This window comes from Corallococcus sp. EGB (assembly GCF_019968905.1).
Classification (GTDB): Bacteria; Myxococcota; Myxococcia; order Myxococcales; family Myxococcaceae; genus Corallococcus.
Genome location: NZ_CP079946.1, coordinates 2,694,001 through 2,711,261 on the forward strand (window position 1 = coordinate 2,694,001; position 17,261 = coordinate 2,711,261).

Below are 17,261 nucleotides of genomic sequence, written 5' to 3' on the forward strand. Positions count from 1 at the left end.
GCGGTTGCCTTGGACGGAAAGAGGGTTCAAGCCATGGGGCGGGCGACTCCGCCTTCGACGAGCATCCGCAGGCGGCCGGCTTCGTCATGCGCCGCCACGGTGCCGCACTGGAGCAGCGCTCCGTCCACCCGGGGGGCGAGCGCCTTCAGCGTGAGGCGGCGCGGGGCCCTGGCGTCATGAGCGACGAGGTCCCGGTCGAACGTGGCGCGCTGGACGCCCACGGGGGCGAACACGACATTGGACACGCCCTCCACGTGCATCGCGCTCAGGCGCAGGGCCGCGTCCAGCACGAGCGCTGGCACGCCATGCCCCGCCTGCTGGGGTGTCTCCGGCAGTCCGAGCCTCGCGAAGCGGGCGTCCTGCTCGAGGCGGATCTCCTCCAGGCAGTCGAACATCCTGCGCAGCTCGATGGGGGAGCCCGCTGTGCAGTGCGGGTCATGCACGGGAACGCCGTGCCCCGAAGCGCGGGCGGCCTCCAGTCGCGGCGAGGCCTTGGGAGGCTCCGCCGTCAGCGTGAAGCGGGCCTCGGCGTAGACGAGGTCTCGCTCCAGCACGACGCCGGAGGCATGGACGATGTCGCCCGTGAGCCTCACCTGTACGCTGTGCTGGCCTGGGGCGTCGGTAATCGGCGTGCATTCGGCGCGCAGGGACTGCTGCCCTCCGGGCTTCACGCGGATGAAGCGGGAGAAGCGCACGTCTTCAATGGTGACGGTGCGCAGCTCGGGGCGCTTGTCGTCCAGGGCGGCCTGGAACATCAGGTCCAGGGCCCAGGCGCCGGGGAGGGTGGGCGTGCCCCGGACGAGGTGGTCCTCCAGGCATGGGACGCTCGCCGCGTCCACCGTGAGGTCCCGCTGCGTGGGACGCGGCGGCTCCGGGGTGGGCGGCGGCGGGGCGAGGACCTCCAGGCCGTAGAAGGCGCGCTCGCTTTCGGTGAGCTGGACGTTGATGGGCTGGACGGGCTGGCCATTCACGAGCTGGAGGAAGAGCGCCTCGCCCTCCTCGGCGCGGATGCCCCGCAGCCGTCGGCTGGCTCCGAGGACGCGGTACTCCGAGCCTCGCGTCATGCCGATGCCGTCCCAGGCGAGCCAGCCCACGCTGCACCACTGCACGTCCTGACGGGCGTCGCTGACCCACGCACAGAGCCGGTCCAGCGCCTCGTTCGCCGCGCCGTAGTCCGCCTGTCCGTCATTGCCGATGTAGCTGAACGCGGAGGTGAGGACGTGGAAGGGCACGGGGGCCGGGAGTCTGCGTGCGCAGGACTCGCGCAGGTTGCGAAGCCCCAGCAGCTTGGTGTCGAGCGTGCTTCGCAGCTCCGTCAGCCGGCGGCGGTTGAGCTTCTTGGAGACCTGCGTGCCCGCGCCGTGGACCACCAGGTCGAGCCGTCCATGCTCACGGAGCAGCTCCTCCACCACGCGGTCCACGTCCTCGGGGCGGGTGACATCCGCGGCGCGGTAGGTCATCTGGCCGGGAAGCCGCTTGAGCCCGTCGAGCGTGGCCCGCAGCTCACGCACAGCCAGGTGGCGTTCAAACCGCGCACGCAGCGCGGGCATCCGCACGGCGCTGTCGCGCGCGAGCTCGGAGGCATAGAACTCGCGCTCCACGGCGCCCAGTTCCTCGTCGCGCGCGTGGAGCACACGCTCGGGGGCATCTGTCGGATCGCTCCGTCCCAGGAGGATGACCTTGCAGCCGTAGCGCTTGAGCAGCGCTCCAGCGAGGACGGCCGTGACACCACGCCCACCGCCCGTGAGCAGGACCACCGAACGGGAGTCGAGCGTGACGGCGGGCCGCGCCGGGACATCCGTGGGTTGAAGCACCCGGACGCAGCGGACGGAGCCATCGAAGCAGACCTCGACGGGCGCGGAGTCGTCGCGGGTGCTCAGTTCGGACGCGACAAGGTCGAGCGCCGTGCGGATCGGCAGCGGTCCCGTGGCGATGGCGCGGATGCCATGCGCCGGGACCTCGCGGCCCAGGGATTTGAGCATGCCCGAGAAGAGGCCGGTGACGGGATGCAGCGTCCTGCGCGGACCGACGCCCTCGATGCAAAGGCTCGCCAGTGACACCGTGCCGGCGGACAGGCCCTCATACGCGCGGCGAGCGGACAGGAAGAGCAGCTCCAGCGCTCCGTGATGCAGGGCCGTGTCCGCGACGACGGAGGACTCGGTCTCGTCGGAGGACATCCGGCAGACCGCGACGATGACCTGTGGCTCGAAGTGGAGTGCCTCAAAGCCAGCCTCCGCGGTCTCCTCCCGGGTGAGGTCGATGCCGTGGATCCGCGCTCCCATGTCGGAGACGCCCGCGTGAAGGATGCGGAACCCAGGACCGCAGACGTCATGCGCCAGGGCCGCAAGTTCACGGGCCACGGACTCGTCCTGCGCGATGAACAGCACGCGCCGGCCACGCAGGCGCGAAGCACCTGCCGTCACCGCCGGACGTTCAACGAGCACCGGCGCGTGGTAGCGGATGGGCGCCGAGTGGTCGAAGCCGTCAACGGTCTCCGAAATCGAGGCGGCGGTCGGCGGCGGACGTGCCTCTCCCGGGGGAGCCGCGCCCGCGCGCGCTTGCACGGCATCGGTGGGCGGGGTGGCCGCAGCTGCTTCGGGCTGCCAAGGAGGTGTCGCAACGGCTCCAGATGCAAACGAAGCGCCAGCCCCACGGACGCCCATGCTGTCCGCCGCCCGGCCGACCCGGTTCCCAAAACCTGTCCGACTGTCGGACAAGTTCCCCTGGTTCGGCTGGAGCGGGAGCCCCGCTGGCCCGGGGTTGTTCAAACCTGTCCGACTGTCGGACAGGTTTTCGCCGCCTGCCGCTGGCGGGAGGGCGACATGGGGTTCTCGGTTCTCGGCACTGGGGACAGACGTCACGTCCGTTGACCTGGCGGATGGCCCCAGGTCGCGGCGAGCGGAGGACGGCGACCCTGCCACCATCGACCGTTCTCTCGGGGCTTCGGGCTGGTCAATGCGCCCAGGCCGCAGCTGAATCACCAGCCGTGCGCCGGTCGCGGCATCCGGGTGGAGGCGCAGGGTGGAGGCCTGCCCCTCGGCTGCGGACTGCACCGCGCGGAGCACCTCCTGGGCCTCCTTGGCCGAGTGCGGCGGTAACGTGATGCCGGTCCCGGAGCCCGTCTCTTCGGTCATCCGCAGGCGGCACAGCGGCTTCAAACCGTGCGCTTCCGCCTTCGCGGCCGTGGTCACCGCCAGCATCGTCATGCCCTCTTCAGGCATGGACTCGGTGGAGCCGTCCCCGGGGCGACGCACGTGAGCACTGCCCACGAGCACCAGCTCGAAGCCGCTCTCCAGCAGGGCGGTCGAAGCCCGCAGTGACGCGGCCAGCGTGCCGGCCCCCGCGTCCACCACGAAGTTCGGACCCTTGGTGTCGAGCACCCCCGCCACCCGCCCCGGCGTGACGTTGGGCATCATTCCCTGGAGCGTGTACGGCCCCGTGGGCCGCAGCGCGCCCACCGCGGCATGGAGGCGATCCACCAACGGCAGGAGCCGCGCGGAGTCCGGCGTGCGCTGGATGTGCTCGCGCAGCCTGCGCCGCGTCGAGTCCGCCAGCACGCGCTGCGTGGCCTCCACCCCCCTGCGCGTCTTTCCCTCCAGTCCCAGGACGATGGCCGTCCCCGTCCGCAGTGAGTCAAAGGCCCCGAGCTTCTTCACGAGGTCGCTCGCGACGATGAGACCCAGGTGCTGCGTGAGGTCCATGTCCTCGGTGATGTCTGGCAACAACCGCACGGACGCGGGCAGCCGCATTCCCCTGGCGTCGAAACGCGCCTCCGGGAACGTTCCCTCCGCGGCCACCACCACCAGCTCTCCCTCGGTCGAAGGCACGGCCCTGGTGCGCGGCGTGAGCGAGCCCCCGCGGTACTCCTCCAGCACCAGGTGCGCGTTCGTGCCGCCGAAGCCGAAGCCGTTCGTGGCTGCCCTGCGCGGCTGGCTTCCGTTCTCCGGCCACGGCTGCTCCCGCGTGCTCACCTCGAAGTCAGGCCCGAGCGCTCGCAACCCCGCACCCGGACGGTCGAAGTGGGACTGCGGCGGGAAGCTCCGATGCTCCAGCGCCTTGCACACCTTGATGACCGAAGCGGCTCCCGCGGCCCAGCCGACATGGCCGATCAGCGCCTTCACGCTGGCGAGCTGAAGCCCCTTCCGCTTGCCTCCGAAGACGCGGCCAATCGACTGCAGTTCGGTGGCGTCGCCGGCCGGGGTCGCCGTCCCGTGCGCTTCGATGTACTGGATGGACGCGGGATCAACCCCCGACGCCGCGTAGCACGCCTCCATCGCGGCCACCTGTCCGTCCGCTCGCGGCACGTTGGCGGAGCTGCTGCGTCCGTCGCTGGAGAGTCCCGCGCCGCGGATGACCGCGTGCACCTTCAGCCCCGCGGAGACGGCGTCCTCCAGGCGCATCAGGCCGACGATGCCGGCGCCCTCGCCGAAGATGACGCCATCCGCGCGCTCGTCGAACGGCCGGCTGCCCGTGGCGGAGAGCCCCTTGAACTGGGAGAACAGGCAGCTGTTTCCCGGCCCCGGCGAGAACACTCCTCCCGCGAGCACCAGGTCGGCGTCACCGCGCTCCAGCGCCCTCATTCCCAGCGCGATGGCGTAGAGCGACGATGCACACGCCGCGTCCAGCAACACCGTGGACACCGCCGGGCCCACCACGTCCGTCACCACCGCCTGGAGCGTGGGGTGCGGCGCCAGGTCGGAGGACGTGGCCCTGACGCCCAGGGCCTCGCGCATCAGCGCGGAGAACTCCCGCGCTGTGTCTCCCCTCGCATGCAGGAGCGCTTCACCGGCTTCCAGGCACAGCGCGTCGTCGTACTCGGGCGACCCGTCCGCTGTGGATCCGAGCAGACACTGGATGCGTCCCGGTGCATGCGGTGCGGTGGACCGCAGGGATTCCATCGCCTGGGAGAGCGCGATCGCCAGCAACTGCTGCTCGCGGCCATATCGCCGGAAGCGAACCGGATCGATGCCCGGCGGCGGCACGAGGTCACTGTCCAGGACCCGCCCGGTGAGCAATGTGTACGTGCGGTCCGGAGTCACCGCCGGGCCCACGAAGTCCACGACCTGCTCCGGATGGCTCAGACCCGTGTCGACGATGCCGCTGACGCCCCGCTGGATGTTCCGCCAGTACGTCTCCGGATCCTTCGCGCCACCCGGGAGCATGCACCCCAGGGACACCACCGCGATGTCCGGGACCCGTGACGCTGCGTCCTGCGCAACAGGGCTCTTCGACGGCAATGCCCGGTCCACGGACGTCAGTGCGACGGAGGTCTCCGCAGGGAGGATCCGCTGGACGATGCGTGTCAGCCGCCCGCCGGTGCCGCAATCCACGAACCGGGTGCAGCCCGCGCCCACCAGCGTCTCCACCGCGCCCGGGAAGTCGAAGGGACGCACCAGGTGGGACGCGAGCGCCCCTGCCAGCTCCGTCCGGCCCCCGCCGTACACCCGCCGCTCGATGGGCGAATAGATGGGCCCCCGGGCTGGATGCACCTTCAGGTCCGCGAGGCTCTCGCGGAACACGGCGACCGCGGGCGTCAGGCTCGGGTGATGGAAGGGGTAGCGGCTGGAGATGAAGGTGAAGCCCTTGCCCTGCCGTTCCAGGAACGCGCGCAGCCGCTCCAGTTCCTCACGCGGCCCCGCGACCACGGTCTGCCTCGAGTGGTTGCGGCCCGCGACCTCCAGGTTCCGGGCCCCACTGTCCGCCACGGCCCGGACGGTCTCCGGATCCGACAGGGCGACCGCCGCGAGCGTGCCCAGCTCCTCCGGCACCGTCTGGAGCGCCCGGATGCGGCGGCACACCACCTCCGCGCCCGCGCGCAGGTCCATGGCTCCGGCCGCGGTCATCGCCGCGATCTCCCCGAAGCTGTGGCCCACGAACACGTCCGGCCGGGTGCCCTGGCGCTCCACCCACCGCGCACCCAACACCCCTGAGAGGAAGATGCCGAGCTGATCCAACAGCGGCGCCGCGTCCATCGCCTGGCGCACCTGAGCGACACTCTCCGCCGCGAGCAGCGGATCCACGTTGAGGCCCTGTGCACGGCAGGCATCCGCGACCGCTGCCAGCTCCCCACGCAGCTCCGGCTGAAGCGCCTTCAGCTGGAGGAAGAGGGCAGGCTCGAACGTTCCCTGCCCGGCGAACAGGAACGCCGTGGCGCCCGCGGGCAGCTTGAGCTCAGGCGCGGAGACGGGTGCTGCCTTCACGGGCTCGACGGGCACCGGATCCGGCAGGTGCACGGTGCGCGAGACTCCGCGTGGCGCGGTGTCCGCCAGCAGGGTCCGCGCCAGCTCTCGCACAGTCTCCGGGAACAGCACCTGGACGCCCGCGCCTCCCTGCAACGCGAGGTCCCGGAAACTCTTCGGGCCCACGGGCTCGTGGATCGCCGCCAGCGATTCGAAGCTGCGCTGGAAGGACTCCGGGAAGGCGCGCAGCGCTCCCTCGCGATCCGCGCAGAGCACGGTCTGATAGCCGCACGCCACCGGCGTGCCGTCGCTCTTCAACGTGCGGAAGCAGAAGCGCAAGGACACCTCGCCCCGCGCCTCCAGTGACGTCAGCACCACCAGCCGGTCTCCCAGCGCGGCCGGAGCGAGGTTGCGCGAATAGCCCTCGTAGGTGAGCAGCAGCACCTGGTCGAAGTCGCGCCGGAAGTCGGGCGCCTCGAAGGCGTGCGGACTGAAGAGCAGGTGCTCGCGGCCCGCGCACTGGAACTTGAAGTTGGTGAGGAAGTGATGGCTCCCGTAGGCCATCGTGTCGTCGAAGTGGATGTCGTACGGGACGGCGAAGAAGTCCATGGTGGTGGCTCCTGGAGGCGAGGGGTTCAGGACGCGCGAGCGGCCGGCAGCAGGCCGTCCACGGTCCCGGAGAGGCCGGCGTCCACCACCCAGATGGCGCCATTCACGCGCCGGGTCTTGGGCCCCAGCAACAGCTCGGTCACGTCCGCCACGTCGTCCGCGGTGCACAGCCGCCCGCCGGGCGTCGCGGACTCCCAGCGCGCGACGCGCCCCGCGGCATCCGGGAACATCCCCAGCAGCTCCCCGTGCACGGGCCCCGCGGACACGCAGTTGGTGCGGATGCCCTCCGGCGCCAGCTCCGCGGCCAGGTAGCGCGTGAGGGACTCCACGCCCGCCTTCACCACGCCCTGGCAGCCCAGGTCGTGCATGTACCGCTGGGACATGGACGTGGACATGGTGACGATGCTCCCGCCCCCGCGCGCGGCCATCAGCGGACGCGCGCGCATCGCGCACTCGTAGGTGCCGGTGATGCAGGTGCGGAACGCCTTGTCCCAGTCGCGGGGGGCGATGCGGTCGAACGGACCGATGAGCCCGTTGGACGCGTTGCACACGAGCAGGTCCAGCCCGCCCAACTGCTCGCGGATCGCCGCGAACATCCGCTCCAGGTGCTCTTCCTGCGCGACGGAGCCCCACAGGTGGACCGCCTTGCCACCCGCGTCCACGATGTCCCGCGCCGTCTTCTCACCGTCCTCGCGCGAGTGGAACGAGTTGACCACCACCGTCGCCCCCGCGCGCGCCAGTCGCGCCGCGATGACGCGGCCGATGCCCTTGCCCGAACCCGTGATGAGCGCGACCTTGCCCGCGAACGGCAGCTCCGTGCGTGACGCGACCGGTGCGGGCGCCACGTGGATGGGCGCACGAGCCCTCACTTCAGGGGCAGGCGGCGAAGCTGGCAGCAGCGCGCGGGCCGCGTCAGCGATGGCGGCCATCGTGCGCAGACGCTGCGAAGGCTTCGGCGCTTCGCCCAGCCCCAGCTCCTTCGTGAGCACGGCCATCACCTCCGCCTGCTTCACGGAGTCGATGCCCAACTCGTCCTCCAGGTCCGCGTGCGGCGTGAGCAGCTCCTCCGGGTAGCGCGTCACGCGTGCGAACACGGCGCGCACACGCGGCAGCAGGTCCTGCGTGACCGGAGCACCGGTGCCCACCTTCACTTCCGTGACAGCAGGCGCGGGAGCGACGGGGAGCGCCGGCGCGGGCTCCGCGTGCAGTGCCTCCGCGACCGCCCCCGCGATGGCGCCGAGCGTGCGCGCCTTCCCGTTGCGCGGCATCCGGTCCGGCGGCAGTTGGAATTCGCGGGCGATGACCGCGGCGATCTCCGCGAGCTTCACGGAGTCGATGCCCAGCTCATCCTCCAACTGCGCGTGCTCCGTCAGGATGTCCAGCGGATAGCGGGTGACGGACGCGGCGCACTGCCGCACCTGCTCCAGGATGCTCGAAGGCGTGGATGTATGGGATTGAGACGAACGCGCGGACATGATGACCCCTGTCGGTTCAATGCGAGACGGGGCCGACTGTAAATGGGGGTCTGACACGTCCCGCGAAGCGACGTGAAGCACTCCCCGCACAACCCGCAGCAATCAAAGAGGGCGCGAAGCGTCCTCATGCGCGGGAATACGCGCGCCCTGCTCGAGTGCCGCGCGAGCACGCCGCCGCCCCATCCACAGGGCAAGGCACAGCGAAGGCAGCGTGAGCAGATCCGTGATGTCCACCGTGTGCACCGTGGGCCGCACCGCGGGAATGCGCGCGCCGGAGAGCAGGGCCCGCAGCGCGAAGAAGGGCCACTGCAGTCCGCCCAGCGCCCAGCGCCACGCATTCCCGGCGTCGTGTGAAATCTTCGTCGCGGCGAAGCACAGGCCCGTCAGCACGACCGCCCCCACGAGCACCGCGAACGAAGGCCGGAAGTCCCGCTGGCGCCGCTGGAAGGCCTTTTCCCACAACGCCTGGAGGAGCACCGGGAACATCGCGAGCCCCGCGACGTCGGAGAGCTTCCCCGTCCACCACGATGGCCAGCGCGCCTTGAACACGTGGTCGTTCAGCACGAGCAGGACCACGGCCAGGAGCATCCCGGGGTGCAGGAGGCCGCTGGCCGGAAACGGCATCCTCGCCTCGTTGGAGGTCACACCCGCGCGCATGGGCCGCACTGTCACACCCGCGGCCGGGAAAGGGAAAGCCCCGTGATTGCGAGCGCTTGGAGGACGCGGCGGGAAAATAAAATGGCCGTGTCGATTTCCCCCAGCCCCATTCGTTGCCTCCCTGAAAGCAGGACGACGAACACACCCCGCGGCCCCAGGGCGCGCGGCAGGAGATACGACCGTGCGCTTCATGATCATCCGCAGGGCGGACAAGGACACCGAGGCCGGCGTCCTCCCGGACGAGAAGCTGCTCGCCGCGATGGGCGCGTACAACGAGGAGATGGTGAAGGCGGGCGTGATGCTCCAGGGGGAGGGCCTCCACCCCAGCAGCAAGGGCGCGCGCGTGAAGTTCACGAACGGCAAGCCCACCATCATCGACGGGCCCTTCACGGAGACGAAGGAGCTCATCGCGGGCTTCTCCCTCATCCAGGTGAAGTCGCGCGAGGAGGCGCTGGAGTGGCTCAAGCGTTGGCCCTCCTTCGACGGGGGCGGCAACGTGGAGCTGGAGCTGCGCCAGGTCTACGAAGACGACGACTTCGGCGCCGAGTTCACGCCCGAGCTGCGCGAGCAGGAAGCGCGCATCCGCGAGCAGGCGGCGAAGAACCGTTAGGTCGCGCTGGCACGGCTCTTGTGGTGGAGCCCCCGCTTCGTCAGCAACGGCACGCCCTTAGAGGTGTTCTTCTCGCTCGGCAACGGGGGACAGTACGTCTTCGTCGCACCTTCGCTGGGCGTCACCGCGGCCTTCACCGCCAGCCATTATAATGATGCGGGCTTGAGGCTCCCCCTGATGCACTTCGGGCGGTACGTGCTGCCGGCGGCGCTCGGACTGGAGCGGCCGGCGACGCCGGGCGGCGGCTGAGCTGCCGGGCCTCGTGTCCTCCTCCCGACGGTGGAGGGCCGGGGCACATCGGGATTCCGACGGGGAGGCGTGCTTCGTGGATGACCCCGCCCGCGAGGGTGGGCAGGTTGCGCCCTCGCATGGCACCTCCTTCGAAAGCCCCCCGCTCCCGCAAGACTCCCGACCCCTCCGGCTTCGTCCGCGTCCGGGGCGCACGTGAGCACAACCTGAAGCACGTGGACGTGGACGTCCCGCGCGACGCGCTGGTGGTCTTCACCGGCGTGTCGGGCTCCGGCAAGTCGTCGCTCGCCTTCGGGACGCTCTACGCGGAGGCGCAGCGGCGCTACTTCGAATCCGTGGCCCCGTATGCCCGGCGGCTGATTGATCAGGTGGGCGTGCCGGAGGTGGACGCCATCGAAGGGCTGCCCCCAGCGGTGGCGCTCCAGCAGCACCGGGGCGCGCCGACGTCGCGCTCGTCGGTGGGCAGCGTGACGACGCTGTCGAACTCCCTGCGCATGCTCTACTCGCGCGCGGGCACCTACCCGCCGAAGGTGGAGCGGCTGGACTCGGACGCCTTCTCACCGAATACGCCCGCGGGCGCGTGCCCGAAGTGCCACGGCATCGGCCGCGTGTTCGAGGTGACCGAGCGCTCCATGGTGCCGGATGACTCCCTGAGCATCCGCGAGCGCGCCGTCGCCGCGTGGCCGCCCGCGTGGCACGGCCAGAACCTGCGCGACATCCTGGTGACGCTCGGGTACGACATCGACAAGCCCTGGCGCGACCTGCCGAAGAAGGACCGCCAGTGGATCCTCTTCACCGACGAGCAGCCCACCGTCCCCGTCTACGCGGGCTTCACGTCCGCGGAGGTGAAGCGCGCCATCGCCCGCAAGGAGCCGCCCAGCTACATGGGCACCTTCACGGGAGCGAAGCGCTACGTGATGACCACCTTCGCGACGACCCAGAGCGCGATGATGAAGAAGCGCGTCGCCCGCTACATGGTCGCCAGCGACTGCTCGCTGTGCGAGGGCAAGCGCCTGAAGCGCGAGTCGCTGTCCGTGAAGTTCGCGGGCCTCGACATCGGGGACCTGTCCCGCCTGCCGCTGGAGCAGGTCGCGGCGCTCATCCGGCCCACGGCGGAAGGGAAGGGGAAGGACGCGGAAGGCATGGCCCGCGAACACCCGGAGAAGCTCATCGTCGCCCAGCGCATCACCCGGGACCTGCTCGCGCGCATCCAGGTGCTGACGGACCTGGGTCTGGGCTACCTGTCGCTGGAGCGCAGCACGCCCACGCTGTCACCGGGTGAGTTGCAGCGGCTGCGGCTGGCCACGCAGGTGCGGTCCAACCTCTTCGGCGTCGTGTACGTGATGGATGAGCCGTCCGCCGGCCTGCACCCCGCGGACACGGAGTCGCTGCTCACCGCGCTGGACCGGCTGAAGGAGGCGGGCAACTCGCTGTTCGTGGTGGAGCACGAGGTGGACGTCATCCGTCACGCGGATTGGATCGTCGACGTGGGCCCGGCCGCCGGTGAGCACGGCGGACGCGTGCTCTACAGCGGGGTGCCCGAAGGGCTGGCGAAGGTGGAGGCGTCCCGCACGCGGCGCTACCTCTTCGAGGAGGAGGCCGTGCGCCGCCGCACGCCCCGCAAGCCCACCGGGCGGCTGCGCCTGGAGGGCGTGAAGCGCAACAACCTGCGCGGCCTGGACGTGGACTTCCCGCTGGGTGTCTTCACCACGGTGACGGGCGTGTCCGGCTCCGGCAAGTCCAGCCTCGTGAGCCAGGCGCTGGTGGAGCTGGTGGCGGCGCGGCTGGGCCAGTCGCTGGCGCCGGAAGAAGAGGAGGGCGAGCCGCTGGACCGCGAGCCGGTGATGGCGAGTGAGGGCCATATAAATGAGGGAATGGAGGCCATCCGCCGCCTGGTGACGGTGGATCAGAAGCCCATCGGCCGCACGCCGCGCTCCAACCTGGCCACGTACACGGGCCTGTTCGACCACGTGCGCAAGCTGTTCGCGGCGACGCCGCTTTCGAAGTCGCGCAAGTACGGCGCGGGGCGCTTCTCCTTCAACACGGCGGGAGGCCGCTGCGACACGTGCGAGGGCGAGGGCTTCGTCAGCGTGGAGCTGCTCTTCCTGCCCAGCGTGTACGCGCCGTGCCCCACGTGCCACGGCACCCGCTACAACGCGAAGACGCTGGAGGTGCGCTACCGCGAGAAGAACATCGCGGACGTGCTCGGGATGACGGTGGACGGCGCCTTCGACTTCTTCCAGGACGAGCCGCCGCTCCAGCGCGCGCTCAGGGTGCTGCGCGACGTGGGCCTGGGCTACCTGCGGCTGGGGCAGCCCGCGACGGAGCTGTCCGGCGGTGAGGCCCAGCGCATCAAGCTGGCCACCGAGCTGCAGCGCACGCAGCACGGCGACACGCTCTACGTGCTGGACGAGCCCACCACCGGCCTGCACCCCGCGGACGTGGACAAGCTGATGGCGCAGCTGGACGGACTGGTGGATGCGGGCAACACGGTCATCGTCGTGGAGCACGACCTGCGCGTCATCGCCGCCAGCGACCACGTCATCGACGTGGGGCCCGGGGCGGGCAACGCCGGCGGCCGCGTGGTGGCGCAGGGCACGCCTGAGCAGGTGGCGAAGGTGAAGGAGAGCCGCACCGCTCCGTACCTGGCGCGAACGCTCGGGTGACGGAGCGGTGGGACGGCGGGGACGTGCTCAGTCCTTGCCGCCGTTGCGGTCGTGGTCGTCGGAGTCCTCGCCACCGTTGCGGTCGTGGTCGTCGAAGGCGTCGACGGACTTCTGGATGTTGTTCTCCAGTTGCGACCGAGCGCTGGACTCGCGCGGGTCGAGCCGCTTGCCGTCCTTGTCGGTGAACCATCCGCTCGGGTCGATGTTGAAGGTCACGTTCTGGTCGTCGCCCTCGACGATCTCGAAGCTCACCTTGCGCTCCTGCTCCACGCGCAGGCTGGAGACGAACTGGAAGGGCTCGCCGTCGATGTGGCCGTCGATGATCAGCGACGCGCCCTGGTCCGCCAGCTCCTTCAAACCGCCCGTGGCGTTCGCGGGGTCGACCTTGCCGATGTCGAATTCAATCTCGTCGTAGGTCCCGACATCCACGGCGATGTCCTGCAGGCGCACCACCTGGCCGTCCAGCGCCGTGCCGGACAGGTCGATGAGGAACGACCCCGTGCGCTGCTTGTGCTCGCCCTTGTCCTCGCTGGTTCCGGCGTCCGTCCCAGCGTCGGAGTCGTCGTCGGAGCGGTCGTCATGATGACCCTCGCGCTTGAGCTCCAGCTCGCGGACCGACAGCCGCACGCGCTCCACGGTGATGCCATTGGAGAGCCCCAGCCGCTGGCTGGCCGTGCGCGTCAGGGCCGAGCCCGTGACCGCGCTCCCCATCCGCGTGCTCAACCCCACCGAGGACGTGCTGTTGCCGCACGCGGACAGCCACATGAGGGACGCGAACAGACCGATGAAACGACGCATGACGAGTGTCTCCTGGTTCCGGTGGGGACGCCGGGCCCTTGGGCTCGCACCGGCCGTGCGATGCCCGCCCGTCAGCCCTTCCGCTGAAGGAAAGGAGTCCGGCCGCCCAAAACGGCCACGGGCCGATTTTCCAGCGTGATTTTTCCCGGGGGCTTCGACCGGACGGGCGTGGCCGGAAAAGCCCCCCGTGACTCCTTCCCCTCGCACGGAGTACTGAACAGGGGTCATGGCTTGCATTCGCTCACCTGGACCGGCATCGCCCTGGGCGAGCTGCCCCCACACGCGGCCGTCGCGCGCGTGCGCGGAGCGCGTGGGGACGGGGAGGGCACCATGACGGAGCTGGAGCTGGCGGACTGCATCCGCCGGGCGGCGCGGGGAGAGCAGGCCGCGTGCGGTCAGCTCTACCAGCGCTTCCATGGGGCCGTGCGCCGCGTGGCCCAGGGATCGGGTGTCCTGGGGGCGGCGGAGGTGGAGGACGCCGTGCAGGAGACGTTCGTGCGCGCCTTCCGCGAGCTGCCCCGGCTCCAGCATCCGCGCGCGTTCAGCGGCTGGCTGCTGACCATCGCGAGGCATCACGCCTACGCGCTCAGTCGAGGCGCGAAGGCCCGGGCCCGCGTGGCGGAGGACCTGGCGCGGGAGGTGGACACCGCCGCGCCCGCGCTGCCGCCGTCGTTGACGCTGGAGCGCCGCGTGGCCGTGGTGCGCGAGCTCATCGAAGGGCTGCCCGAGGGCCCGGAGAAGGAGACCGCCCGACTCTTCTATCTGGAGGGCGAGCTGAGCGCGCGGGAGATCGCCGACAAGCTAGGGCTGGGCAAGAGCGCGGTGACGATGCGGCTGGAGCGCTTCCGGGCCCGCGTGAAGCGCGAGCTGCTGGCGCGGCTGCTGGCCGCGGAGGTGGGCTGAATCATGGGCGCGAGCGACAGACACCTGGACGTGGAGTCCGCGAAGCAGCTCGAACGGCGGGAGCCCGAAGCGGTGCGCTACTTCGCCGAGCACCTCGCGCATCCCTGCGAGACGTGCGAGGCGTTCCTCGCCCGCGAGGACGCGGAGCCCGATGCGTTCCCGGGGCTGGACGCGATGACGGATGAGGCGCTCGTCGAAGCCTCGGGCCGCCCCATCCGGGAGGACGCGGTCGGTTGGGCGCGCGTGCGCCGGAAGATGGGCTCGCCGCGACGCGCATGGCTGACCGGAGGACTGGGGGCGGCGGCCGCCGCCGTCATCCTGGCCCTCGTGGTGCGCCCGGGGCCCGGAGGACCGGGCAGCGTGGAGCCACCTTCTCAGCGCATCAAGGGCACCGCGCCGCTGGCGCTGGAGCTCACGGCCGCGGCGCAGTTGCCCGACGGTGAGGTGCGCGCGGTCGCGGAGGACGCGGTGCTGCCGCCCGAGGCCGTGGTGCTCCTGCGCTACCACGCCAGTGAGTCCGCGGACGCACTGTTGGTGCGCGAAGCCCCGGGCGTGCCGCCGCAGGTTTTGGGCCGCCATGTATTGACGCCGGGCACGCACGACCTGCGCGACGGCGAGGAGCTGGCGGGTGTGTCCCTGGAGGACGAGCACGGAGCGGTGACGCTGGTGCTGGTCGCCTGGCCGCATGACGACCAGGGCGCCGCGGCGCTGGAGGCGGCGCGCGTCAGCGGGCGGGTGCCTCCGGAAGCGGCCCAGGCCCGCCTTCGCTTGAGGGTGGAGTCAGGGCATGCTGCTCCCTGAGGAGCCGCGCGTGTCCCGCCTGCTGTTCATCCCCATGGTGCTGGCGCTGGTGGCGCTCGGCGCGTGCCGCTCCGTGGAGCCACGGGAGAAGGGCCGCGCGGTGCGGGTGCGCCTGGACGACGGCGTGCTCGCCTCCGCGCAGGAGGGCGAGCGGCACGCGCTGCTCGTCGGCATCTCCGCGTACACGGACCCCGCCTGGAACGGGCTGCGCTACGCGGCGAAGGACGCGGAGGACCTGGGCCGCGTGCTGGCGGATCCAGCGCGCGGGGGCTTCCGCTCCGTGACGGTGCTCACCCGGTCCGAGCAGACGACGCGCACCGCGGTGCTCGCCGCGCTCCAGGCGCTGGGCGCGCGGCCGTGGCGTCCCCAGGACACGGTGGTCGTGTATGTGTCCGGGCACGGCTCGCTGGCGCGCGACGCGAGAGGCGAGCTCCAGCGCTACCTGGTGACGTCCGACACGCGCTACCGGGACGTGGCCGGCACGGGGCTGGACATGGCCACGCTGGAGCAGTCGCTGGAGCGACTGGGCTCGCGGCGGCGCGTGCTGATCCTGGCCACCTGTCACAGCGGCACGGGCAAGTCGCTGCTGCCCCCGGAGGTCCGCGACGAGCTCGCGCACACCAAGGCGTCCTTCCTGCCTCAGCCGTTGGAGGCGGCGAGCCGCGCCTCGCTGGTGCTGTCCGCCAGCGATTGGGGAGAGGCCGCGCGCGAGGACGACGCGCTGACCAACGACATCTACACGCACTTCCTCATCGAGGCGCTCGACGGACGCGGCGACCGCAACCGCGATGGCGCCGTGAGCGCCACCGAGGCCCATGACTGGGCCCGCCGTAACACCTGGGCCTATACGGAAGGGCGCCAGCGCCCCAGCGCGCAGATTCTGGAAGTGGGCGCGGATCCGGTGCTGCTCTCCGGCTCGTTGCAGCGGCCGGGGCAGCCAGAGGTCTTCTCCTACAGCGCCAGGCTGGAGGGCTTCACCCTCAAGGTGGACGGACAGGAGGCCGGTGAGCTGCCCGGCGGCGTGGTGGTGCCAGAGGGCCGGCGCAAGCTGGAGCTGCGCAAGGGAGGCCAGGTGTTGTGGGAGGACACCGTGGCGCTGCGCTCCGGCGAGCGGCGCGAGCTGGAGGCCTTGCTGCGTCCCATGGCGGACGGGCCCAGGCGCACGGTGACGCTGGGCGGGGGGGTGCTCGGCTTCCTGGACGGGAAGAGCCGCGAGCAGGTGCTGCCCGCGTCGGCGCAGGCGGGAGTAGGGCTGGGATGGGAGGGCGTGCTCCTGGACGGGAAGCTGGACCTCTGGGTGGACGTGGCGGCGGGGCAGGGGAGCCAGTCACTGCGATTGGATCCGGGCGGCGACGTCCCGGTGCGGCACCGCACGCTGCTCGTGGGCGTGACAGTGGGACCCACGTGGAAGTGGGGCCGGCTGGGCCTGTCCACCGGTCCGCGAGTGGCCGGATTGTGGCTGCAACGCTCCTTCCAGTTGGAGCTGTTGGACCGGAACGAGCAGTACGTCACTGTCTGGCCGGGATGGATGGCCGCGCTGTCGTTCCGCTTCAGCCCTGTGTGGATGGTGGAGGCGCTCGCGCAGGCGTTATGGGCCTACGTCCCGGTGGACGGACAGACGCGCACGGTGGGCTTTGGAGGCCTGATGCTGGCCGGAGGGTACCGCTTCTGATGCGAGCCAGGAATTGTGGCAGGGCCCTGGGAGCGCTGGTGTTGGCGCTCGTGGGCTGTGGCGGTTTCGACAACGGGGACCTGCGCACGGGCACCGTGCGGGGCCGCGTGCTGGGCGCGGAGGCCGGCGTGGCGCGCGTCAACGTGATGGGCGACTCGGAGCTGCGCGCGACGGTGGGCGCGGACGGCCGCTTCGAACTGGACGGCGTGCCGGCGAGGTCGCTGGAACTGTACGTCGTCGCCTCCCGCACGCAGGCGGCGAGGACGACCGTGGTGGCGCGGGGCGCGAGGGTCACCGACGTGGGTGACATCCAGGCCAGGCCCGGGGCCTTCCTCACCGTGCGAGTGCGGGACGAGAAGGGCGCCATTCCGCCCGACGTCGAGGTGGAGCTGCGAGGCACGGGAGAAGACCGCGCCAAGGTGGACACGAGCCGCGGCGAGGTGCGCCTGGGGCCGCTGCCCGCGGGCTGCTACTCGCTGGAGGTCAAGGCCGACGACCTGGAGGACGTGGAGACGCAGGTCTGCGTCCGTGAAGGCGAGGAGCGCGTGCAGGCCATCACGCTGCCTGCGGACGACAAGGGCGGAGGGGACGACGACGGCGGCAGCGATGACCACGGCGGCGGCCGGGACGGCGGCTGAATCG

The 17,261-nt window shown here is 71.2% G+C and carries 11 protein-coding genes; 7 read left to right on the forward strand and 4 right to left on the reverse strand.

Annotated features, from left to right (window positions below; genetic code table 11):
• Positions 1-26: 26 nt before the first annotated feature.
• The 3 genes from KYK13_RS11545 to KYK13_RS11555 all read right to left on the reverse strand — a co-directional run bounded on the left by KYK13_RS11545 (position 27) and on the right by KYK13_RS11555 (position 8,887).
• Positions 27-6,788, reverse strand: a complete 6,762-nt coding sequence (locus KYK13_RS11545) for a type I polyketide synthase (protein ID WP_223644118.1) — start codon at positions 6,786-6,788, stop codon at positions 27-29.
• A 26-nt stretch (positions 6,789-6,814) separates the two neighbouring features.
• A complete protein-coding gene (locus tag KYK13_RS11550; RefSeq protein ID WP_223644119.1) occupies positions 6,815-8,263 on the reverse strand; it encodes an SDR family oxidoreductase in 1,449 nt (482 codons plus the stop codon).
• Positions 8,264-8,365: 102 nt separating this feature from the next.
• Positions 8,366-8,887 (reverse strand): hypothetical protein, encoded by a 522-nt coding sequence (locus tag KYK13_RS11555; protein ID WP_223644120.1) that lies wholly within the window; start codon positions 8,885-8,887, stop codon positions 8,366-8,368.
• Between the two features lie 214 nt (positions 8,888-9,101).
• On the opposite strand from KYK13_RS11555, the gene KYK13_RS11560 reads away from it, so the two are divergent.
• The 3 genes from KYK13_RS11560 to uvrA all read left to right on the forward strand — a co-directional run bounded on the left by KYK13_RS11560 (position 9,102) and on the right by uvrA (position 12,445).
• Positions 9,102-9,530: a YciI family protein gene (locus KYK13_RS11560; protein WP_223644121.1), complete on the forward strand. Its 429-nt coding sequence runs from the start codon at positions 9,102-9,104 to the stop codon at positions 9,528-9,530.
• A 63-nt stretch (positions 9,531-9,593) separates the two neighbouring features.
• Positions 9,594-9,779: a hypothetical protein gene (locus KYK13_RS11565; protein ID WP_223644122.1), complete on the forward strand. Its 186-nt coding sequence runs from the start codon at positions 9,594-9,596 to the stop codon at positions 9,777-9,779.
• Positions 9,780-9,898: 119 nt separating this feature from the next.
• Entirely contained in the window at positions 9,899-12,445 is a 2,547-nt protein-coding gene (gene uvrA, locus KYK13_RS11570) for an excinuclease ABC subunit UvrA (protein ID WP_223644123.1), read from the forward strand.
• 27 nt (positions 12,446-12,472) lie between these two features.
• Here uvrA and KYK13_RS11575 read toward each other — a convergent pair whose 3' ends face one another.
• On the reverse strand, positions 12,473-13,243 hold the full coding sequence (locus KYK13_RS11575) for a hypothetical protein (RefSeq protein WP_223644124.1): 771 nt from the start codon (positions 13,241-13,243) through the stop codon (positions 12,473-12,475).
• Between the two features lie 231 nt (positions 13,244-13,474).
• On the opposite strand from KYK13_RS11575, the gene KYK13_RS11580 reads away from it, so the two are divergent.
• From KYK13_RS11580 to KYK13_RS11595, 4 genes are read left to right on the forward strand one after another with little or no spacing between them, the layout of a single operon-like run.
• Entirely contained in the window at positions 13,475-14,146 is a 672-nt protein-coding gene (locus tag KYK13_RS11580; protein WP_223644125.1) for an RNA polymerase sigma factor, read from the forward strand.
• 3 nt (positions 14,147-14,149) lie between these two features.
• Positions 14,150-14,947: a hypothetical protein gene (locus tag KYK13_RS11585; protein WP_223644126.1), complete on the forward strand. Its 798-nt coding sequence runs from the start codon at positions 14,150-14,152 to the stop codon at positions 14,945-14,947.
• Positions 14,934-16,619, forward strand: a complete 1,686-nt coding sequence (locus KYK13_RS11590) for a caspase family protein (protein WP_223644127.1) — start codon at positions 14,934-14,936, stop codon at positions 16,617-16,619. The genes KYK13_RS11585 and KYK13_RS11590 overlap by 14 nt, the downstream gene beginning before the upstream one ends.
• Positions 16,619-17,257, forward strand: coding sequence for a carboxypeptidase-like regulatory domain-containing protein (locus KYK13_RS11595; protein ID WP_223644128.1), 639 nt, complete (start codon positions 16,619-16,621; stop codon positions 17,255-17,257). The genes KYK13_RS11590 and KYK13_RS11595 overlap by 1 nt, the downstream gene beginning before the upstream one ends.
• The last annotated feature ends 4 nt before the right edge of the window (positions 17,258-17,261 follow it).